The 19,184-nt window shown below is 69.4% G+C and carries 20 protein-coding genes; 14 read left to right on the plus strand and 6 right to left on the minus strand.

Annotated features, from left to right (window positions below; genetic code table 11):
* The first annotated feature begins 2 nt into the window (after positions 1-2).
* Positions 3-959, plus strand: a complete 957-nt coding sequence (locus tag KTR66_RS21240; RefSeq protein ID WP_213616193.1) for a branched-chain amino acid ABC transporter permease — start codon at positions 3-5, stop codon at positions 957-959.
* A complete protein-coding gene (locus tag KTR66_RS21245; RefSeq protein WP_213616195.1) occupies positions 956-2,161 on the plus strand; it encodes an ABC transporter substrate-binding protein in 1,206 nt (401 codons plus the stop codon). Before KTR66_RS21240 ends, KTR66_RS21245 begins: the two co-directional genes overlap by 4 nt.
* A gap of 170 nt (positions 2,162-2,331) precedes the next feature.
* Here KTR66_RS21245 and KTR66_RS21250 read toward each other — a convergent pair whose 3' ends face one another.
* Both KTR66_RS21250 and KTR66_RS21255 read right to left on the minus strand, forming a co-directional pair.
* Positions 2,332-2,541, minus strand: a complete 210-nt coding sequence (locus tag KTR66_RS21250) for a hypothetical protein (RefSeq protein ID WP_213616197.1) — start codon at positions 2,539-2,541, stop codon at positions 2,332-2,334.
* A 49-nt stretch (positions 2,542-2,590) separates the two neighbouring features.
* Positions 2,591-3,283 (minus strand): CBS domain-containing protein, encoded by a 693-nt coding sequence (locus KTR66_RS21255; RefSeq protein ID WP_213616199.1) that lies wholly within the window; start codon positions 3,281-3,283, stop codon positions 2,591-2,593.
* A gap of 163 nt (positions 3,284-3,446) precedes the next feature.
* On the opposite strand from KTR66_RS21255, the gene KTR66_RS21260 reads away from it, so the two are divergent.
* From KTR66_RS21260 to KTR66_RS21285, 6 genes are all read left to right on the plus strand, one after another.
* Entirely contained in the window at positions 3,447-3,941 is a 495-nt protein-coding gene (locus tag KTR66_RS21260) for a heme-binding protein (RefSeq protein WP_213616201.1), read from the plus strand.
* Positions 3,938-4,894 (plus strand): tripartite tricarboxylate transporter substrate binding protein, encoded by a 957-nt coding sequence (locus KTR66_RS21265; protein WP_213616203.1) that lies wholly within the window; start codon positions 3,938-3,940, stop codon positions 4,892-4,894. Before KTR66_RS21260 ends, KTR66_RS21265 begins: the two co-directional genes overlap by 4 nt.
* A gap of 15 nt (positions 4,895-4,909) precedes the next feature.
* On the plus strand, positions 4,910-5,878 hold the full coding sequence (locus tag KTR66_RS21270) for a tripartite tricarboxylate transporter substrate binding protein (RefSeq protein WP_213616205.1): 969 nt from the start codon (positions 4,910-4,912) through the stop codon (positions 5,876-5,878).
* Positions 5,879-5,981: 103 nt separating this feature from the next.
* The gene (locus KTR66_RS21275) at positions 5,982-6,959 is read left to right on the plus strand and encodes a tripartite tricarboxylate transporter substrate binding protein (protein WP_213616207.1); all 978 of its coding nucleotides are present in this window, start codon (positions 5,982-5,984) and stop codon (positions 6,957-6,959) included.
* A 57-nt stretch (positions 6,960-7,016) separates the two neighbouring features.
* The gene (locus KTR66_RS21280; protein WP_213616209.1) at positions 7,017-7,790 is read left to right on the plus strand and encodes a hypothetical protein; all 774 of its coding nucleotides are present in this window, start codon (positions 7,017-7,019) and stop codon (positions 7,788-7,790) included.
* Positions 7,791-7,841: 51 nt separating this feature from the next.
* The gene (locus KTR66_RS21285) at positions 7,842-9,011 is read left to right on the plus strand and encodes an acyl-CoA dehydrogenase family protein (RefSeq protein ID WP_213616211.1); all 1,170 of its coding nucleotides are present in this window, start codon (positions 7,842-7,844) and stop codon (positions 9,009-9,011) included.
* 286 nt (positions 9,012-9,297) lie between these two features.
* On the opposite strand, the gene KTR66_RS21290 is transcribed toward KTR66_RS21285, so the two are convergent.
* A complete protein-coding gene (locus KTR66_RS21290; RefSeq protein ID WP_213616213.1) occupies positions 9,298-9,639 on the minus strand; it encodes a RidA family protein in 342 nt (113 codons plus the stop codon).
* The gene (locus KTR66_RS21295) at positions 9,636-10,073 is read right to left on the minus strand and encodes a hypothetical protein (RefSeq protein WP_213616215.1); all 438 of its coding nucleotides are present in this window, start codon (positions 10,071-10,073) and stop codon (positions 9,636-9,638) included. The genes KTR66_RS21290 and KTR66_RS21295 overlap by 4 nt, the downstream gene beginning before the upstream one ends.
* Positions 10,074-10,235: 162 nt before the next feature.
* Here KTR66_RS21295 and KTR66_RS21300 point away from each other — a divergent pair, with 162 nt between their 5' ends.
* Complete coding sequence (locus tag KTR66_RS21300; RefSeq protein WP_371819189.1) at positions 10,236-11,186, plus strand: Bug family tripartite tricarboxylate transporter substrate binding protein; 951 nt, start codon at positions 10,236-10,238, stop codon at positions 11,184-11,186.
* A gap of 30 nt (positions 11,187-11,216) precedes the next feature.
* Positions 11,217-12,344: a CaiB/BaiF CoA-transferase family protein gene (locus KTR66_RS21305; protein WP_213616218.1), complete on the plus strand. Its 1,128-nt coding sequence runs from the start codon at positions 11,217-11,219 to the stop codon at positions 12,342-12,344.
* A gap of 281 nt (positions 12,345-12,625) precedes the next feature.
* Here KTR66_RS21305 and KTR66_RS21310 read toward each other — a convergent pair whose 3' ends face one another.
* Both KTR66_RS21310 and hutU read right to left on the minus strand, forming a co-directional pair.
* Positions 12,626-13,873, minus strand: a complete 1,248-nt coding sequence (locus KTR66_RS21310; protein WP_213616220.1) for a glycosyltransferase family 4 protein — start codon at positions 13,871-13,873, stop codon at positions 12,626-12,628.
* A gap of 11 nt (positions 13,874-13,884) precedes the next feature.
* Entirely contained in the window at positions 13,885-15,549 is a 1,665-nt protein-coding gene (gene hutU, locus KTR66_RS21315) for a urocanate hydratase (protein ID WP_213616222.1), read from the minus strand.
* 87 nt (positions 15,550-15,636) lie between these two features.
* On the opposite strand from hutU, the gene KTR66_RS21320 reads away from it, so the two are divergent.
* The 4 genes from KTR66_RS21320 to msrP all read left to right on the plus strand — a co-directional run bounded on the left by KTR66_RS21320 (position 15,637) and on the right by msrP (position 19,179).
* Positions 15,637-15,906 (plus strand): DUF3297 family protein, encoded by a 270-nt coding sequence (locus KTR66_RS21320; protein WP_213616224.1) that lies wholly within the window; start codon positions 15,637-15,639, stop codon positions 15,904-15,906.
* Positions 15,907-16,132: 226 nt separating this feature from the next.
* The gene (locus tag KTR66_RS21325; protein ID WP_213616226.1) at positions 16,133-16,504 is read left to right on the plus strand and encodes a hypothetical protein; all 372 of its coding nucleotides are present in this window, start codon (positions 16,133-16,135) and stop codon (positions 16,502-16,504) included.
* A 125-nt stretch (positions 16,505-16,629) separates the two neighbouring features.
* A complete protein-coding gene (locus tag KTR66_RS21330; RefSeq protein ID WP_305799139.1) occupies positions 16,630-18,150 on the plus strand; it encodes a DUF6311 domain-containing protein in 1,521 nt (506 codons plus the stop codon).
* A gap of 84 nt (positions 18,151-18,234) precedes the next feature.
* Positions 18,235-19,179, plus strand: a complete 945-nt coding sequence (gene msrP, locus KTR66_RS21335) for a protein-methionine-sulfoxide reductase catalytic subunit MsrP (RefSeq protein WP_213616230.1) — start codon at positions 18,235-18,237, stop codon at positions 19,177-19,179.
* Positions 19,180-19,184: the final 5 nt, after the last annotated feature.

Below are 19,184 nucleotides of genomic sequence, written 5' to 3' on the forward strand. Positions count from 1 at the left end.
GGATGCGGCCGCTGCTTCTCCTCGCTGGTCTCGCCCTGGCCCTGCTGCCGCTCTGGCTGCTGGAGGGGTTTCACCTCTTCCAGCTGACGCAGGCCGTCATCATGGCGCTGGCCGTACTCGGGCTGAACATCGTCACCGGCTACAACGGCCAGATCTCGCTCGGCCATGGCGCCTTCTTCGCCGTCGGCGCCTATGCGACGGCGATCCCCATGTCACTGCTCGACTGGTCCTTCTGGGCGACGCTGCCCGTCTCGGCCCTGATCTGCGGCGCGGTGGGCTGGGGCGTGGGCTTCCCCGCGCTGCGCCTGGGCGGGCTTTATCTGGCGCTGACCACCTTCGCCCTCGCCGTCGCGGTCCCGCAGATCCTGAAGCACAAGGCCGTCGAGGCCTGGACGGGCGGCGTGCAGGGCCTCTTTCTGCTGAAGCCCGAGGCGCCGGAGTGGCTGAAACTCAACCCCGATCAGTACATGTATCTCGTGGCACTGCTGGTGGCGGGTGTCTGCTACCTCCTCACCGCCAACCTGCTGCGCGGGCGCATCGGCCGCGCCATGATGGCGGTGCGCGACAACCCGACCGCCGCCGAGGCGATGGGCATGGACCTCGCCAGCATCAAGACGCGCACCTTTGCCGTGAGCGCCATCATCACCGGCATGGCGGGCTCGCTCTCGGCCGCGGTGGTGGAATTCGTGGCGCCCGACAGCTTCACCTTCATCCTCTCCATCAGCCTCTTCGTCGGCATGGTGGTGGGCGGTGTCGGTTCCATCCTGGGCTCGGTCTTCGGCGGGCTTTTCGTCCTCTTCGTGCCGAACCTGGCCGAGGCCGTCAGCCGCTCGGCGCCGGGCGTGATCTACGGCGCCATCCTCATCCTCTTCCTCTTTGTCCTGCCGGACGGCGTGGCCGGGCTGGTCCGCCGCCTCACCACCAAGAAACGCGTCATTCCTGGGAGGGAACCATCATGACCACGCGTCGCACCTTGCTCATCGCTTCCGGCGCCACGCTCGCCGCGCCCAACATCGCCCCCGCGCAGGAAGCGCCGGGGGTGACGGCCAATGAGATCCGCATCGGCAGCACCAATTCGCTCTCGGGGCCGGCCTCGGCCTATTCGGTGATCTCGACCTGCCTCACCGCCATGTTCCGCCGCCTGAACGAGGAGGGGGGTGTGGCAGGCCGGCGCATCAACTTCATCGTCTATGACGATGCCTATTCGCCGCCGCGTACGCTGGAGCAGACGCGCCGCCTGGTGGAGCAGGACCGCGTGGCCTTCACCTTCAACCAGCTCGGCACGCCCACCAACAATGCCGTGCATCGCTACATGAACCAGCGCCGCGTGCCGCACCTGTTCCTCGCGACCGGCGCCGACAAATGGGCCAATCCGCGCGAGTTCCCCTGGACCATCGGCTGGCAGCCCAGCTATCGCGTCGAGGCGCAGATCTACGCCAAGCACGTGCTGGAAACGCGCCCCAATGCGCGCATCGCGCTGCTGCACCAGAATGATGATTTCGGGCGGGACTACCTGAACGGCGTGCGCGACGTGCTGGGCCCCCGTTTCGATTCCATGGTGCGCGTCGCCACCAATGAGGCGACGGACCCGACGGTGGACAGCCAGATCGTCCAGCTCCAGGCGAGCGGCGCGGATGTGCTGATCTGCGGCGTCATTCCGCGCTTCGCGGCCCAGGCGATCCGCCGCGTGCACGATATCGGCTGGCGGCCGATGATGTTCATGACCAATGTCTCCGTCTCGGTCGGCGCCGTGATGGAGCCGGCGGGCAAGGAGCGTGGCGTCGGCCTCATCACCTCCGACTACCGCAAGGACCAGAGCGACCCGGCCTGGGCCAACGATGCCGGGATGAACGAGTGGCGCGGCTTCATGCAGCGCTTCGTCCCCAACGGCGACCTGAACGACAACAACTTCACCTATGGCTATGGCGTCGGGACCACCATGATCCAGGTGCTGAAGCAATGCGGCAATGATTTCAGCCGCGAGAACATCATGCGCCAGGCGGCGAACATCGCGCCCATGGACATCGCGACCCTGCTGCCGGGCGTGAAGGTGCAGACGCAGCCCAACAACTTCAACGTGATCCGGCAGATGCAATTGCAGCGCTGGAACGGCACGGGCTGGGAGCGCTTCGGCAATGTGATCGAGGGCGCCAATATCTGATACCCCGCGTACGAAGGTTTCACCTTCGTGCCCCTCAGAGGCCGGGCGGGCCGCGTCCGCGGCCCTTGGCTTCGCGGCATGAGCCGCAGCGCGCCTTCGCGCGCTCGGCTCTGCGGGCCGCAGGTTGCAACTCCGTGTGCGTGGCAAGAAGCGCGCTGTGTGCCGCCGGCTCAGCGGATGGGTCGGCGGCAGAACAGCAGCGGGATGATCACGCCCGCTGCCACCGAGCCGAGGAAGACCCAAAGCAGCCTGCCCTGCGCCTCGGGCGAGCCGAACTTCTCCACGAAGATGCAATAGATCACCGTGCAGCCGACGATGCCGAGGCCCAGGAACTTGCCCCCGATCGTCACCTCGCGCTGCTGACCTGGCTCTTCCTGCATGGCACGCCCCATATCGCGGACCGTGCTGATATGGGGCGGCGCCGGCCCTTTAGAAGGTCGCGCGCAGGATCAGCGGCATGGGGTCCATCTTGTCCCGCACCGCCACCACGCCCGGGATCTCGCGCGCCATGATGGCGAGGCCCTGGCGCATCGTGTCGTTCCGCGCGAAGCCGTGGAAGGTGACGGTGCCGGCCTTCACCGAGGGATAGACCCAATAGGTGTCCACCCAGGGCTGGGCGCGCATGGCCTTCACCAGCGCCGTCTGGATGCCGTGGTCGTCATGCGCCTCCTGCTCGGTCGCCTGGCCGCGCAGGACGGCGCGCAGCAGGTCGGCGCGGCTGACGATGCCGACCAGGTGGTTGCCCTTCACCACCAGCACGCGCCGGATGTGGTGCTGCTCCATGAGCTGCGCGATGCGCTCGGCCGTCTCGGTCTCGCTGACGGTGACGAGGTCCTTGCTCATCACATCGGCCGCGGTCTTGCCATGGGCCTTGGCGAAGCGCTCCACCAGCGGCTCGGAGCTTTCGAAGAGCTGCAGGAACCAGCTGAGCGGGCCGGGCGGGCGATCGGCCAGGCGGCGGATCAGGTCGCCCTCGGTCACGATGCCCTGCGGCACGCCCTCGGCGTCCACGACGGGCACGGCGGAGATGCCGCGCGCGGCCAGCAACTCGGCCACGGCCGCCACCGGGGTGTCGGGGGCGATGACCACGGGGTTGGTGGTCATGAGGTCTTTCGATTTCATGAATTTGCGTTCCTTCCGGCGATCCGCGCCGCATCCCGGCGCGTTGCAATCCGTTTAGGAAAATCCGGCGGGCTCCGCCTTGCGCCGGATCAAGCGGCGCCCTCCCGCGGGCGCCTTCGATGCGATAGTCTCGTGACAACGAGAATGCGGAGGATGTGTCGGCATGGCCGAAGGCTATTTCCTGGTTCCTGTCGCCTCTGCGCTGCGCCTCGCTGAGGCCGAAGCGGTGCTGGACGGCACGCTGAAGGCCGCGCGCGAGGCCGATCTCCTGCCGCTCGCCGTCGTTGTGCTCGATGCCGGCGCGCAGCTCGTCGCCTTCCGGCGCGAGGATGGTTGCGGGGTGCTGCGCTTCGAGATCGCGCGCGGCAAGGCGCAGGCCGCACTCGGCATGGGCATCGGCAGCCGCGTCGTGCGGGACAGGCTGAAGGAACGCGTGGCCTTCCAGGCCTCCATCGCGGCCGCGAGTGACGGGCGCTTCATCCCCGTGCCCGGCGGCGTGCTGATCCTGAACGCGGCGGGCGAGGCGATCGGCGCCGTCGGCGTCTCGGGCGACGCCTCGGACCGTGACGAATATGCGGCGATCATGGGCATCCGCGCGGCGGGGCTGGGGGCGCATCCGGATGAGGCGGCGCCCGGCTGGCGGGAGGCCGGGCTGTGAAGCGCCGCGCCCTCCTGGCCGCGACGCTGGCCACACCCGCCCTCGCGCAATCCTGGCCGGACCGCCCGCTGCGCATGATCGTGCCCTTCCCGCCGGGTGGCGCCACGGACGTGTTTGCCCGCCGGCTCGCCGCGCGGCTGCCGGCGGAGCTCGGCCAGCCTGTGGTCATCGAGAACCGCACGGGGGCGGCGGGCGCCATCGGCACGCTGGAGGCGGCGCGCGCGCGGCCCGATGGGCAGACGCTGCTCTTCGGCACGGCCAGCACGCTCGGCCTCTATCCGCTTCTGGCCGAGCGCCCACAATTCGACCCGCTGCGCGACTTCCTGCCGGTCGCGATCCCGGGTGCCGCCACCGTCGCTTTCGTGGTGCGGCCGGGCGTGGCCGACAGCCTGCCCGCGCTGGTCGCCGTCGCGCGCGCGCGGCCAGGGCAGCTGCGCTACGGCTCGCCGGGGACGGGCAGCTACCTCCACATGTCCTTCGAGCTGTTCAAGCGCGAGGCGAATGTGAACATCGAGCACGTGCCCTACCGCGGCAGCGCGCCCGCCATGGCGGATCTGCTGGGCGGCCATCTGGATGCGCTGACCGATACGGTGGCGACGACGCTGGAGCAGCACCGCTCGGGCCGCGCCCGGATGCTGGCCGTCGCCTCCACCGCGCGCAGCCCGCTGGTGCCCGAGGTGCCGACGGTGGCCGAGGCGCTGGGCCTTTCGGGTTTCGAGGCCGCGGTCTGGCTCGCCGTCATGCTGCCCACCGGCACGCCGGAGCCGATCCGCGCGCGCCTCGCCGCCGCCATCACCGCGACACTCGCGGTGCAGGAATTCCGCGCCGAGCTGGAGGCGGCGGGCTTTGAGGTCGGGGGGCGCTTGTCGCCCGACCAGAGCCGCGACTACATCGCCGCCGAACAGGCGAAGTGGCGGCCCATCGTGGCGGCCACGGGCGCCAAGCTGGAATAGGGAACCGGGGGAAACATGATCCGCATCACACGCCGCGCCACGCTGGGCGCGATTCTCGCCGCACCGGCCATCGCGTCCGCCCAGTCCTGGCCCGCGGGCAGCATCCGCATCGTCGTCCCCTTCGCGCCGGGCGGCAGCACGGATGCGGTGGCGCGCCTCGCCGCGCCCGGCCTCTCGCAACGCCTCGGCGTGCCGGTGGTGGTGGAGAACCGCAGCGGTGCCGCGGGCTCGCTCGGCACGCAGGTGGTGGCGACGGCGCGGCCCGATGGGCAGACCTGGCTGCTCACCTTCGACAGCCACGCGACGCTGCCCGCCCTGCTGCCCAACCTGCCCTTCAACCTGACGCGCGATCTCGATCCCGTCATGCTGATCGGCGGCGCGCCCTATGTCATCGCGACGCGGCCGGACAAGCCCTACCGGACGCTGGCCGATGTGGTGGCCGCCGCCCGCGCGCGCCCCGATGCCATCAGCTATGGCAGCACCGGCAACGGCACCATCGGCCATCTGACGATGATCCTGCTGGGTTCGCGCGCCAATATCCGCATGGCGCATGTGCCCTATCGCGGCGGCGGGCTTGCCGTGAATGACACGGTGGCCGGCCATGTGGAGATGATGATCGGCAGTGCCGCCGTCGTCGCCCCGCACATCGCCGGCGGCACGCTGCGCCCCGTCGTGCAGTTCGGCCCCGAGCGCCTGCCCGCGCTGGCCCAGGTGCCGACGGCGGTGGAGGGCGGCTTCCAGGGCCTCGAGGCCGAGGCCTGGTGGGGCGTCTTCGCGCCGCATGGCACGCCCGACGCGATCCAGGCGCGGATGTTCGCGGCCCTGAAGGAATCCTTCCAGGAGGAGCGCGTGACGCGCACCATGACGGAAACCCAGCAGGCCCGCGTGGTGCTGGGCGACAAGACCGTGCTTGGCCCCTTCCTGGATCGGCAGATCGCCCAATGGGGTGGCCTGGTGCGCGAATTCCGCATCCAGGCTGACTGAGGAACGGGCATCTCCGTCGCACCGGCTGCGACGGAGATGCAATTTCTGCTTTTCTGCCGTTTCGCATCATGGTCCGATCGCCCCGTCTTTCGGGAGATGGACCATGAGGCTCACGCGACGCCACGCGCTGGCGGCCCCCGCGCTCTGGCCTGTTGCCGCGCGGGCCCAGGGCTCCGGCGTGCCGGGCTGGCCCACGCGGCCCATCCGCATGCTGGTGGGCTTCCCGCCCGGCGGCCTGCCCGACATCTATGCCCGCATGCTGGCCGACCGGCTCTCGCCCCTGCTGGGCCAGCCCGTGGTCGTCGAGAACCGCCTGGGTGGCGGCGGGACGCTGGCCAATGAGCAGACGGCGCGCGCGGATGACGCGCACACCTTCCTCTCCACCTCCATCTCGATGACGGCGGGTGCGGCTTTGCGCGCCGGGCGGCTGAACTATGACGTGCTGCGCGACTTCGCGCCGATCAGCGCCATTTCCGTCGTGGCCAACGGCATCTTCGTGCACCCCTCCGTGCCGGCGAACACGATCGCGGAGCTGATCGCGCTGGCCAAGGCGCAGCCCGGGCGGCTCAATTGCGGCTCGCCGGGCAACGGCACCTCGGGGCATGTGACGCAGGAGTATTTCAAGCTGCGTGCGGGCATCGAGATGGTGCATGTGCCCTTCCGCGGCTCGGCGCCGCTCGTCGTGGATTTCCTGGGCGGGCAGGTGGGTGTCGTCATCGACAATGTGCCGCTTTATCTGCCGCATGTGCGGGAGGGCCGGATCAAGCTGCTCGCCGTCACCACGCCGCAGCGCTGGCCCTTCACGCCCGATGTGCCGACGCTGGCCGAGACGGTGCTGCCCGGCTTCGACGTGCGCGCCTGGTTCGGCTTCGTCGCACCCGCCCGCACGCCTGAGCCGGTGCTGGAGGCGCTGAACCGCATGACGCAGGCCATGCTGCGCGACCCCGCGATCGCCGAGCGCATCCGCTCGGCCGGGGCGGAGCCCGCACCGATGAGCCGCGCGGAATACGCCGCCTTCCTGCGCGAGGACATGGCGCGCTGGACGGAGGTGGTGCGGCTTTCGGGCGCCACGGTGGATTGACGCTTACCGCGCGTTAAGCACGCCGCGCGCATGCTCCGGTGAAACCCGGAGCCCAGGATGAGCATCCAGCATCACGCGGCGGTGAACGAGACCGTCTATCACTTCGCGCGCGGCTATCTCGACCGGCTGGGCTGGTTCGCCAGCCTGGACGGCACGCCGCGCGACCATGCGGGCTATGTGCCCTACATCACCTATCCGGCGCTGCGGCAGTTGGCGCGCATCATCCGGCCGGAATTCCGCGTCTTCGAATATGGCTGTGGCGGCTCCTCGCTCTGGTGGGCGGCGCGCGTGGCCGAGGTCATCAGCGTCGAGCATGACGCCGGCTGGGCGGCGCGCGTGGCGGCCGCGGGGGGCGGCAATCTCCGCATCCTCACGCGCGAGCGGGGCGCCGCGCTGTCGCCGAAACGCCGCGCGCTGCTCAAGCGCTTCCTGGCGACCGCGCCCGAACTGCCGCTCAGCCATGATGACGGGCACAATGTCATGCACGGCCTCCTCACCGAGGATTTCGCCGCCTATGCGACCGAGATCGAGGCGCATGGCCCCGACCCCTTCGACGTGATCGTGGTGGATGGCATGGCACGCTGCTTCGCCGCGTGGCTGGCGCCGCGCCACCTCAAGCCCGATGGCTTCCTCATCTTCGACAATGCCGATCGCTGGCAATACAACGCGGCCTATCGCCAGCTGCGCGAGGCGGGCTTCCACCGGATCGATTTCTATGGCCCCGGCCCGGTCAACAAGATCGAGTGGTGCACCGCGATCTTCACGCGGAACCTTGCCGCCTTTGCCGCCAATGTGGAACGCGCGAAAGGCGAGGGGGACCTCGGCTGGTAATCTTGCCCTGACGGGGATCGGGGCCTAATCCATCGGGCAAGGAGACGCCCCATGGACCATTCCCTGATTTCCGCTGACCCGCATGCCGAGATCCGCGAGGAGGTGCGCAAGCTCTGCGCGCGCTTCCCGGGCGAGTATTGGCGTGAGCTGGATGCGCGCCGCGGCTATCCGACCGAATTCGTGAAGGCGCTGACCGAGGCCGGCTATCTCGGCGCGCTGATCCCCGAGGAGTTCGGCGGCGCGGGCCTGCCGCTCTCGGCCGCCGCCGCGATCCTCGAGACGATCCATGCCGAGGGCTGCAACGGCGCCGCCTGCCACGCGCAGATGTACATCATGGGCACCATCCTCAAGCATGGCAGCGCGGAGCAGAAGCAGCGCTATCTGCCCGGCATCGCGGAGGGGACGCTGCGCCTGCAGGCCTTCGGCGTGACCGAGCCCACCAGCGGCACGGACACCACCAACCTGCGCACCACGGCTGTGAAGCAGGGCGACAAATACATCGTGAACGGCCAGAAGATCTGGACGAGCCGCGCCGAACATAGCGACCTGATGCTGCTGCTGGCCCGCACCACGCCCAAGGACCAGGTGGCGAAGAAGACCGAGGGGCTCTCCACCTTCATCGTGGACATGCGCGCCGCGCTGGGCAACGGCCTGACCATTCGGCCGATCCGCACGATGATGAACCACAATTCCTGCGAGGTCTTCTTCGACAACATGGAGGTCCCGGCCGAGAACCTGGTCGGCGTCGAGGGCAAGGGCTTCCGCTACATCCTGGACGGCATGAACGCCGAGCGCCTGCTGATCGCCAGCGAGAGCATCGGCGACGCCAAGTGGTTCACGCAGAAGTCGGTGGCCTATGCGAAGGAGCGCGTGCTCTTCGGCCGCCCGATCGGGCAGAACCAGGGCGTGCAGTTCCCCATCGCCAAGGCCTATGCCCAGATGCGCGCGGCCGAAGCCCTGCTGCACAAGGGCCTCGAGAAGTTCGAGGCGGGCCTGCCCTGCGGCGAGGAGGCGAATACAGCCAAGATGCTGGCCGCCGATGCCGCCTGGGCGGCGGCCGAGGCCTGCGTGCAGACGCATGGCGGCTTCGGCTTTGCCGAGGAATATGACGTGGAGCGCAAGTTCCGCGAGGCGCGACTGTATCAGGTGGCGCCGATCAGCACGAACCTGGTGCTGAGCTATCTGGGCGAGCATGTGCTCGGCATGCCGAGAAGTTATTAGTTTTCCCGCCCTCAAACGGCGGGCGGCGGCTCCGCCGCCTTGCCTTCGCGCCGCTGAACCCGCGCGGGTTGTAAGGTCAGTCTGGGCGCGGCGGCCGCTTTGCGGCCGCATGGTCTTGTTGATGCCCTCAAACGCCGGGCGCGCGCTCCGCGCGCTTGGCTTCGCGCCGCTCGGCGTGCGCGAGTTGCAAGCTTACTCTGGGCGCGGCGGCCGCTTTGCGGCCGCATTCTCGGTAGGCCGTGCTCATTCTGAGCGTGCGGTCCGGATGGGGCTGGGATGCAGCCGCCTACACCACCGCCGTGACCACGATCTCCACCAGATCCGCCCCCTCCAGCGCCACGCCCAGGCAGGCGCGCTGCGGCGGGTTGGCCATGTCCACCCACTCATCCCAGGCCTGGTTCAGCTCGCCCTTCCGGGACATGTCGGCCAGATAGACCATCGCCGTGATGATCCGGGACTTGCTGGTCCCCGCATCCGCCAGGTTCTGGTCGATCGCCGCCAGCGCCAGCCGCGCCTGTTCCAGCATCGAGGCCGACTTCACGGGCGAGGTCGCGACCGTCGTCACGATGCCATTGTGGATGACCGCGCGGCTGCGGCTCGCGACCTTGCCAGGGATGCGGGTGATCATGCGGGGTCGGCCTTCTTGCGTGAGGGTTTCGCGGCCGCCTCCAGCGCGCGCTGCTGCGCGATGAAATCCGGCCCGCAGGAGAGCTTCTGCGCCAATGCGCCGCCCGGCTCCACCACGCGCCAGAAGGGCGAGACCGCCTCCGGCGCCTCGCCTGCCGCCACGCGCTCCAGCGCGGATTCCGCCACGATCCGCAGGAAGATCGCGGTCGAGGTCGGGCAGGTGGCATCCGCCTTGTTCCTCTTCGCCAGCGCATCGCGCATCGCCGCCACATCCCTGGTCCGGCCGGGCGGGATGGTGCGCAGCCAGGCATCAATCACCTTGGGCGAGGCGATGAAGAGCTGCGCGCCCGCCGGGATGCCGGCGAAGGGCTTTTCCAGCTCCGTCACGCGGGCGGGGCGGGCCGCGCGATACTTCTCCCCCCAGGAGGTGGTCATGGCGTGGCGTGCTGCGACATGGGCATGGTTCCTCCGTCACGGCCGCCCGCGCGGGATCGCGCGGGGCGGCAGAAAGCTTAACCTTTGCGCCCGGCAATGGCAGTCTCGCGCCACTATGGGCCCATCCGGTTCCGCCGGAAAGCAGGGGAGGGCAGCTTGTCCGTGCCAAGCCTGACACGCCGCAGCATGCTCGCGGGCCTCGCCCTCACGGCCGCACCCGCCCGCGCCACCGAGCCCGTCACCCTGCTCATCCCCTTCGCCGCCGGCGGCGCGACCGACCGCCTGGGCCGCATGATCGCGCCCGTCCTGGCGCGCGCGCTGGACGCGCCCGTGACGGTGGAGGTCATGCCCGGCGAGACGGGCCAGCGCGCCATGCGCCACCTCATGGCGCAGCCCGCCGATGGCCGCACCCTCATCATCGGCAATCCGGCCCTCTTCGCCTTCAACCCGCACCTCTTCGCGCAACTCGCCTATGATCCGCTGGCCGACCTGGCCCCCATCGGCCTGATCGCGACCAACCCCATGGTGCTGCTGGCGAGCGCCACTTCCGGCATCACCGATGTCGCGGCGCTGCGCCGGCGCGCGCAGCAGGGGCCGCTGACCATCGGCAGCGCCGGGCGCGGCAGCGCGCTCTTCATGGGTGGCGTCATGCTGATGCGCGCGCTGGGCGATGGCGGCGAACTCGTGACCTATCCCGGCGGCGGACCCGCGCTGGAGGACCTGCAATCCGGGCTGCTGGACGTGATGGTGGACCAGGCCATCACCGCCATCCCCGCGACCCATCTCGGCGCCCGTGCCATCGCCGTGCTGCACCCGCATCGCCTGCCCGAACTCGCCACCGTGCCGACCGCCGCCGAAGCAGGGCTGACGCTGCCCAACCTTGCCATCTGGAACATCCTCGCGCTGCGCGCCGGCACGCCCGAGCCCCTCATCCAGCGCATGGCCCGGGCCTTGGAGGCCTCGCTCGGGGATGAGATGCTGGCGCGCAGCCTCGCCGCCGATTCCGTCATCACGCCCGAAGGCACGGAGCACGGACCGGCGGCCGCGGCCGCACTGATCCGCGCCGAGCATGCCCGCTGGGGTAGCTTCATCCGCACGGCGCGCCTGCAATGAGAAGAGTTTGAAACGAGAAGGGTAGGACACGTGAGCGGGAAACCTTTGGCCGGCCTCCTGGTGGTCTCGATGGAACAGGCGGTGGCGGCCCCCACCTGCTCGATGAAGCTGGCCGATGCCGGCGCGCGCGTTATCAAGATCGAACGCGCGGAAGGCGATTTCGCCCGCGGCTACGATGCCGCCTGCAAGGGCCTCTCCACCTATTTCGTCTGGCTCAACCGCGGCAAGGAAAGCCTCCGCCTCGACATCAAGAAGCCCGAGGACAAGGCGCTGCTCGCCCGCCTGCTCGCGAAAGCCGATGTCTTCATCCAGAACCTCGCCCCCGGTGCGATGGCACGCGCCGGCTTCGGCTCCGCCGAACTGCGCGCGAAGCACCCGCGCCTCATCACCGTGGACATCAGCGGCTATGGCGAGGATGGCGAATACGCCGGCATGAAGGCCTATGACCTGCTGGTGCAGGCGGAAAGCGGTCTCACTTCCGTCACCGGCCGCCCCGAGGGCCCGGGCCGCGTGGGCGTCTCGGCCTGCGACATCGCCTGCGGCATGAACGCCCATGCCGCTGTGCTGGAAGCCCTCCTCGAACGCGCCATCACCGGCCGGGGCAAGGGCATCGCCGTCAGCCTCTTCGACGGCATGGCCGACTGGATGAACGTGCCGCTCCTCTACCTCGAAGGCACCGGCAAGGAACCGCAGCGCATCGGCCTCGCCCACCCCTCGCTCTGCCCCTATGGCGCCTTCGAGACGAAGGACGGTGCCCTCATCCTCATCTCCATCCAGAACGAGCGCGAATGGGCGCAATTCGCCGAACACTTCCTCGGCGACAAAAGCCTCACAGAACGCGAAGGCTTCCGCATCAACGTCGAACGCGTGGCCCAGCGCCCGATGGTGGACGCGCACATCGCCGCCGTCTTCAAATCCTACGACCGCGACACCTGCGTCGAACGCCTGACGCGCGCCAACACCGCCTATGGCTTCGTGAACAACGTTGCCGGCCTCGCGCAACACAAGGCACTCCGCCGCATCAACGTCGAGACCGAAAAAGGCCCCATCCCCCTCGCGGCCCCCGCCGCCCGCTTCAGCGACGGCCCGCGCGAATTCGGCCCCGTCCCCCGCCTCGGCGAACACGACGCCGCCATCCGCGCCGAATTCGCAGGCTGAGCGCGCCCATCCGGGCCGGGGTGCGCGGGTGAACTGGGAAGGGCTCTGCCCTTCCCAGACCCATCCCGCCAGGGGCCAGGGCCCCGTGGACCCCTTCAAGAATTGGGCTTGTTGAGGGAGGGGGCAGAAGCGCCCTTGATCACGCGCGCGCCCTCGATGCCCCCTCCCTCAACAAGCCCCGTCCTGGGTTCCAAGGGCCTCTCGGCCCTTGGCGGGGTGAGGTTTGGAGAGGGGCGGCGCCCCTCTCCAAGTCCCGCGTGCCCTAGGCCCGGCGGATGCGCTCAGCCGTCGAACTCGGGCGCCGGTTGGCCGGTCGCGATGGCGTCGAGCAGGGCCATTTGGCGGGGGAGGCAGATGGCCTGCAGGTCGTAATGGGTTTCGACGTGGCGTCGGGCGGCGGCCTTGAGCGGGGCCTGGGCGTCCGGGTCGGCGAGCATCGCGGCCAGGTGTTCGGCGATCGCGGCGGGGTTGAAGAAGTCGGTAAGGCGGCCGTTGATGCCGTCCTGGATGACTTCCGTGACGGGTGCCGTGCTGGAGCCGAGGATGGCGGCGCCGCAGGCCATGGCGTCGAGCATCGACCAGGAGAGGACGAAGGGGTAGGTCAGGTAGAGATGCGCGCGGGTCAGCCGGAAGAGGCTGAGCAGGTTGGGGTAGCTGACGCGGCCGGTGAAATGGATGCGGCTGAGGTCGAGTTGCCCGTCCAGTTCGCGCAGCATCACGTCGCGCCAGCTGCCGCCTTGCGCGGGCGCGCGGCCATAGGAGACGCCGTCGCCGCCGACGACCACGACATGGGCGCGGGGGCGCAGCTTCTGGAAGGCGGGCAGGGCGCGCATGAATTGCGGGAAGCCGCGATAGGGCTCGAGGTTGCGCGCGACGAAGCTCGCCACCTCGTCCTCCTTCGTGAGCACGCGGCCGTCCGGCAGGCGGAATTCGGCGGGCCCGTGGGGCGAGGCGATGGCGGTGTCGATCCCCTCATGGATGACGGAGATGCGGTCCCGCGCCCAGTCGGGATAGCGGGACCACTGCCAGCGCGTGGGGGAGACGCCCCAATCCGCGGCCTCGAGCTGGATGAGCTGGATGGTGTTCTGCACCCGGGTGCGCGCGGCCTCATCCAGGCTCACCGGCACGCCGGGCGGGTCGAAGCCGATATCGCCGCCGGCTGAGCGGAAGAAGTACTCCCAGTAGAGAATCATCTTCGCCTCAGGGAAGACGTCCTTCACGAAGAGCGCCTCGCCCCAGCCGGGATGGGCGCAGATCAGATCAGGCCGGAGTCCCTTCTTGCGCAGTTCGAGTACGGCGCGGGCGGCCGCCTGGCCGTGCCGGATATGGCCTTCTGTGCGCAGGAGGTAGGGATGCGGCGTGGTCTTGCCGGGCTCTGGCGGCTTGTAGCGGAGCTGCGTGATGCCCGGCAGCAGCGGCGTCTCGTTCTGGCCGAGGCCCACCACCTTCACGCCCTTCCGTCGGGCCATCGCCGCCGCAAGGTGGCGATACTGCCCGGGGAAGTTCTGATGCAGGAAAAGGATCTGCACCGCGCGGCGCGCTACTTCAGGATGCCGGGCAGGTCGAGCCCTTTGTCGCGCGCGCAGGCGAGCGCGATGTCGTAGCCTGCATCGGCGTGGCGCATCACGCCCGTGGCCGGATCGTTCCACAGCACGCGGGAGAGGCGGCGCGCGGCGTCGGGCGTGCCGTCGCAGACGACGACCATGCCCGAATGCTGCGAATAGCCCATGCCCACGCCGCCGCCATGATGCAGCGAGACCCAGGTGGCGCCGGAGGCGGTGTTGAGCAGCGCGTTCAGCAGCGGCCAGTCGGAGACGGCGTCCGATCCGTCCATCATCGCCTCCGTCTCGCGGTTGGGGCTGGCGACGGAGCCGCTGTCCAGGTGGTCGCGCCCGATGACGACGGGGCCGATCTCGCCGCGCGCCACCATCTCGTTGAAGGCGAGGCCGATGCGGTCCCGATCGCCGAGACCGACCCAGCAGATGCGCGCGGGCAGGCCCTGGAAAGCGATGCGCTGCTTCGCCATGTCGAGCCATTGATGGAGGTGCGTGTCATGCGGCATCAGCTCGCGCACCTTGGCATCGGTCTTCGCGATGTCCTCCGGGTTGCCGGAGAGCGCGGCCCAGCGGAAGGGGCCGATGCCGCGGCAGAAGAGCGGACGGATATAGGCGGGCACGAAGCCCGGGAAATCGAAGGCGTTGGCGAGGCCCTCATCCTTGGCCATCTGGCGGATGTTGTTGCCGTAGTCGAGCACGGCGCTGCCCATCTTCTGGAAGTCGAGCATGGCCTGCACATGCGCCACCATGCTGCGCTTGGCGGCGGCGGCGACGGCGGCCGGATCGCTCTCGCGCTTCTGCTGCCATTCGGCCAGCGTCCAGCCGGCGGGGAGGTAGCCATTGCCCGGGTCATGCGCGCTGGTCTGGTCGGTGACGATGTCGGGCACCACGCCGCGGCGGACGAGCTCGGGGAAGATCTCGGCGGCATTGCCGAGCAGGCCCACGCTGATGGCGCGCTTCTCGGCGCAGGCCGTGCGGATCATGGACAGCGCCGTGTCGAGATCCTCGGCGCGGTGGTCCAGATACTTCGTCTCAAGGCGCTTTTCGATGCTGGAAGGCTGGCATTCGACGGCCAGCACAGAGGCGCCGGCGAAGACGCCCGCCAGCGGCTGCGCGCCGCCCATGCCGCCCAGGCCACCCGTCAGGATCCAGCGGCCCGCCAGCGAGCCGCCGAAATGCTGGCGGCCGGCTTCCACGAAGGTCTCATAGGTGCCCTGCACGATCCCCTGGCTGCCGATGTAGATCCAGGAGCCGGCCGTCATCTGGCCGTACATCATGAGCCCCTTGCGATCGAGCTCGTTGAAGTGCTGCCAATTCGCCCAGGCGGGCACCAGGTTGGAATTGGCGATGAGCACGCGCGGCGCATCGGCATGCGTGCGGAAGACGCCGACCGGCTTGCCCGACTGCACGCAGAGCGTCTGGTCGCCCTCCAGCGTCCTGAGTGCCGCGACGATGCGCTCATAGCTGTCCCAGTCGCGCGCCGCGCGGCCGATGCCGCCATAGACGACCAACTCGCCCGGGCGTTCCGCCACCTCGTCATCGAGGTTGTTCATCAGCATGCGCATCGCCGCCTCGGTGGTCCATTGGCGGCAGGTGATGTCGAGGCCGCGGGGGCTGCGGATCGCGGGGGCGTTGCGGAATCGGGTCATGGCGGCACCGGTTCAGGTTGATGACACAGACATAATCGGAAGGCGCGCGGCTGGCCAATTTCCCCGAAACGGGGTTAGGAGACGCGCATGTCCGACGCAGATCTTCCCGACACGCCCCCCGACCGCCTGGCGGCCGACCCCAAGAGCCCCTTCCACGATGCCAAGGCGCTGGAGCGCGGCGTCGGTGTGATCTTCAAGGGGATCGAGCGCACCAATGTGGATGAGTATTGCGTGAGCGAGGGCTGGGTGCGCCTCATCATGGGCAAGCAGGTGGGCCGCAACGGGCTGCCGCTGACCATGAAGATGCAGGGTGAGGTGATCCCCTACTTCCGCGACAGGCCGCACCCCAAGGGCTGAGGGCGGATTTCGACTTGTGCGGGATTGATTGCGCTGGGATAGGTCGTCTCAGAAGTTCCTGATTTGGAACGGTCTGCACAGACGCTTTCCGGCCTTCCTGCCAAGATTCTTCTTGCCGTTGCGTCGGCGCCATGCAGGATTGTTACATTCCCTGGGCGACAATGCCTGGGGCGTGCGGCAGGCCGCCCATGACAAGCGCCGCCGCTCCGGGATGAGGAACAGAGCGTTGCGCCCAGTCTATCCGACGATGACCGCCCATAATGCGAGCGAGGAACCCTGGCGCCTGGATCGGCTGGCCCGGACCGACGGCCGGGTGCGCGAATTGCTCCGCATCCTGACGCGCGAAGCGCCGGATGATGAATCCAGCCTGGGTGAGGGCGTCTGGGTCCGGCACGTCACCGCCATGCATGATGATCGCGGCACGCTGATCGCGCATGTCAGCAAGTCCCTGGCCGATTCCTCCTGGCTGCCGGTGATCGGCGCCGTGCTCAGCCGCGCCTGGAACGGCGAGGATGAGGGCAGCGTCGCCTTCAAGGTGCAGGGCGCGCCGGAGGTGATCCCGCTGGGTGACATCCTGAAGGCGGAAGGCCCCGTCTGAGGGGCGCGCCACTTCGCCATCATATGGCCGCATGACTGACGCTTCTTCCCGGCCTTCACGCCGGGAAAGACCGAACGCTGCGCCCTCCATCACTCCATGCCGCGATCGGCGCCACGGCCGCCGCCCTGCTGGGCGCGAGCGTCATCCTTGGCATCTTCGGCCCCGGCATCGTCCCCCCCTCGCACAGCGGCTGGATGCTCTCCGGCCGGCTCGGGCCCGATCCGGTCCAGTACTGGCTGGGCTGGACCTTCTTCCGGGACGCGCCCTGGGGGTTGCCGCCCGGCATCAGCCCGAATTTCGGGATGGAGCTGGCCTCCTCCGTCTTCTACGCGGATGCGATCCCGTTGCTGGCCTTCCTGTTCAAGGCGCTCCGGGGCGTCTTCGAGATCGGCCAGTATTGGGGGATGTGGCTCCTGGCCTGCGGCGCGCTGCAGGGCTGGCTGGCCTGGCGGCTGATCGGCCGCTGGACGGAGGCGCCGCTGCCGCGCCTCGCCGGCGCGATGCTCTTCGTGCTGCAGCCCATGCTGCTGAACCGCCTCGGCGGGCATTTCGCCCTCGGTGCGCATTTCCTGCTGCTCTGGGGGCTGTGCTTCGTGCTGGAGGGGGCGGGCCGCTGGCGCTGGACGGCGCTGGTGCTGGCCGCCTCGCTGGTCCATTCCTACCTGCTGCCCATGGTGCTGGGTCTCTGGGCCGCCGATTGGTGGCGCCGGCGCAACTGGACCGAGGCGGCCATGGTGCTGGGGGTGGGCATCGCCGGGCTCTGGGCGGCAGGCTTCTTCCTGCTCTCGGCCGGGCATGGCGGCACGACCTATGGCGCGAAGCAGCTCGACCTGCTGGCGCCCTTCGACCCCGCCTATTGGGGCCGCTTCCTGCCCGACCTGCCCGACCCCGACCACCCGGAGGTCTCGGGCAGCTACCCCGGGCTTGGCGCGCTCCTGCTGCTGCCCTTCCTGGCCTGGCTGAGGCCCGGCTGGCGGCATGTGCCGTTGCTCGTGGTGCTGCTGGCCATGCTGGCCTTCGCCATCACGCACCGGCCTTCCGTCGGCGGTTCGCAGATCACGCTGCTGCCGCTGCCCGGGCGCGTGGTGGAGTGGATGGGCGCGTTGCGCGCCTCGGAGCGCTTCTTCTGGCCCATCGCCTATGCGGCGCTGCTGGGCGGTGTGGCGGGGTTGATCCGCCTGTGCGGCCCGCGTTGGTCGGGCCTCGCGCTGGCCGGGCTGCTGGCCATCCAGGCGGCCGATCTGCGGCCGGGTGTGGCGCGCCTCGCCGGCCTGTTTCCGCCGACGCCGGCCGAGCTTCCGCTGCGCCTTTCCGACCCATTCTGGGCCGAGGCGGCGACGCGCTATCGCGCCATCCGTGCCGTGCCCGCGGCCAACCAGGGCGCGGCCTGGGAGGAGATCGCGGTCTTCGCGGCCACGCACCGCATGGCGACGGACGCGATCTACCTGGCGCGCAGCGATGGCCGCCGCGTGGCCGCCCTGCGGGCCGAGGTGGCCGCGCGCCTCGCCGAGGGCCGGCCCGAGCCCGGCGTGATGTATGTGCTGCGCGACGCCGAGAGTCTCGCACTCGCCCGCGCCGGCCTGCGGCCAGAGCGGGACCGGCTGGTGGAGGCCAATGGCCTGCATGTGCTGGCGCCCGATTGGTGAGGCGGGCGTTACCTTCCGGCCGCGCTTGACGAAGAGGGTCTGATCCCCACCCTTGGGCGTGGAACAAGCGCCAGGAGCCATCCCATGCTGATCCGTCGCCGCCGTGGCTATGAAATTCCGGAAAGCCAGGTCACGCCCGAGCACCTGGTGGTCAACCGGCGCGCCTTGATGGGCGCGGGTGCCGCCTTGCTTCCGTCGGCTGCGCTCGCGCAGCAGGCATCCGGCCCCGTGCCGCCCCTGCCCGAGCACCAGCGCAACCTGCGCTACCGCCCCGAGCGCGAGATCACGCCCGAGCGCGAGGCCACGACCTACAACAACTTCTATGAATTCGGCACGAGCAAGAACATCGTGCGCGAAGCGAGCCGCATGCCGATGCGCCCCTGGACCATCCAGGTGGATGGCATGGTGGCCAAGCCCGCCACCTATGGCGTGGATGACCTGATCCGCCTGCTGCCGATCGAGGAGCGCATCTATCGCCTGCGCTGCGTCGAGGCCTGGGCGATGACCGTGCCCTGGACGGGCTTCCAGCTTTCGGAACTGCTGAAGCTCGTCGAGCCCACTGCCAATGCGCGCTACGTCTCCTTCACCACCGCGCAGCTGCCGGCGGTGATGCCCGGCCTGCGCCAGAGCTGGTATCCCTGGCCGCATGTGGAGGGCTGCAGCATCGCGGAGGCGATGAACGAGCTGACCTTCATGCCCGTCGGCATGTATGGCAAGCCGCTGCTGGCGCAGAATGGCGGGCCCTTCCGCGTGGTGTTCCCGTGGAAATACGGCTTCAAGTCCGGCAAGTCGGTGGTGCGCATCACGCTGACCGACCGGCGGCCGGAGAATTTCTGGTTCAAGATCCAGCCCTCCGAATACGGCTTCTGGGCGAATGTGAACCCCGAGGTCGCGCATCCCCGCTGGTCCCAGGCCACCGAGCGGCTGCTGGGCTCCGGCGAGCGCGTGCCGACGCGGATCTTCAACGGCTATGGCGAGTTCGTGGCCGGCCTCTACACCAACATGCAGCGCGAGCGGCTCTGGGCTTAGCGGGC

Origin of the sequence: Roseococcus sp. SDR (assembly GCF_019083995.1) — a bacterium.
Lineage (GTDB): Bacteria > Pseudomonadota > Alphaproteobacteria > Acetobacterales > Acetobacteraceae > Roseococcus.

Coding starts and splice junctions, on each gene's coding strand:
- KTR66_RS21280 (WP_213616209.1), top strand. CDS start 7,017: ATGAGCATCCAGCATCACGCGGCGGTGAACGAGACCGTCTATCACTTC.
- KTR66_RS21295 (WP_213616215.1), bottom strand. CDS start 10,073: ATGACCACCTCCTGGGGGGAGAAGTATCGCGCGGCCCGCCCCGCCCGC.
- KTR66_RS21255 (WP_213616199.1), bottom strand. CDS start 3,283: ATGAAATCGAAAGACCTCATGACCACCAACCCCGTGGTCATCGCCCCC.
- KTR66_RS21245 (WP_213616195.1), top strand. CDS start 956: ATGACCACGCGTCGCACCTTGCTCATCGCTTCCGGCGCCACGCTCGCC.
- msrP (WP_213616230.1), top strand. CDS start 18,235: ATGCTGATCCGTCGCCGCCGTGGCTATGAAATTCCGGAAAGCCAGGTC.
- KTR66_RS21275 (WP_213616207.1), top strand. CDS start 5,982: ATGAGGCTCACGCGACGCCACGCGCTGGCGGCCCCCGCGCTCTGGCCT.
- KTR66_RS21320 (WP_213616224.1), top strand. CDS start 15,637: ATGTCCGACGCAGATCTTCCCGACACGCCCCCCGACCGCCTGGCGGCC.
- KTR66_RS21290 (WP_213616213.1), bottom strand. CDS start 9,639: ATGATCACCCGCATCCCTGGCAAGGTCGCGAGCCGCAGCCGCGCGGTC.
- KTR66_RS21240 (WP_213616193.1), top strand. CDS start 3: ATGCGGCCGCTGCTTCTCCTCGCTGGTCTCGCCCTGGCCCTGCTGCCG.
- KTR66_RS21285 (WP_213616211.1), top strand. CDS start 7,842: ATGGACCATTCCCTGATTTCCGCTGACCCGCATGCCGAGATCCGCGAG.
- hutU (WP_213616222.1), bottom strand. CDS start 15,549: ATGACCCGATTCCGCAACGCCCCCGCGATCCGCAGCCCCCGCGGCCTC.
- KTR66_RS21260 (WP_213616201.1), top strand. CDS start 3,447: ATGGCCGAAGGCTATTTCCTGGTTCCTGTCGCCTCTGCGCTGCGCCTC.
- KTR66_RS21250 (WP_213616197.1), bottom strand. CDS start 2,541: ATGCAGGAAGAGCCAGGTCAGCAGCGCGAGGTGACGATCGGGGGCAAG.
- KTR66_RS21270 (WP_213616205.1), top strand. CDS start 4,910: ATGATCCGCATCACACGCCGCGCCACGCTGGGCGCGATTCTCGCCGCA.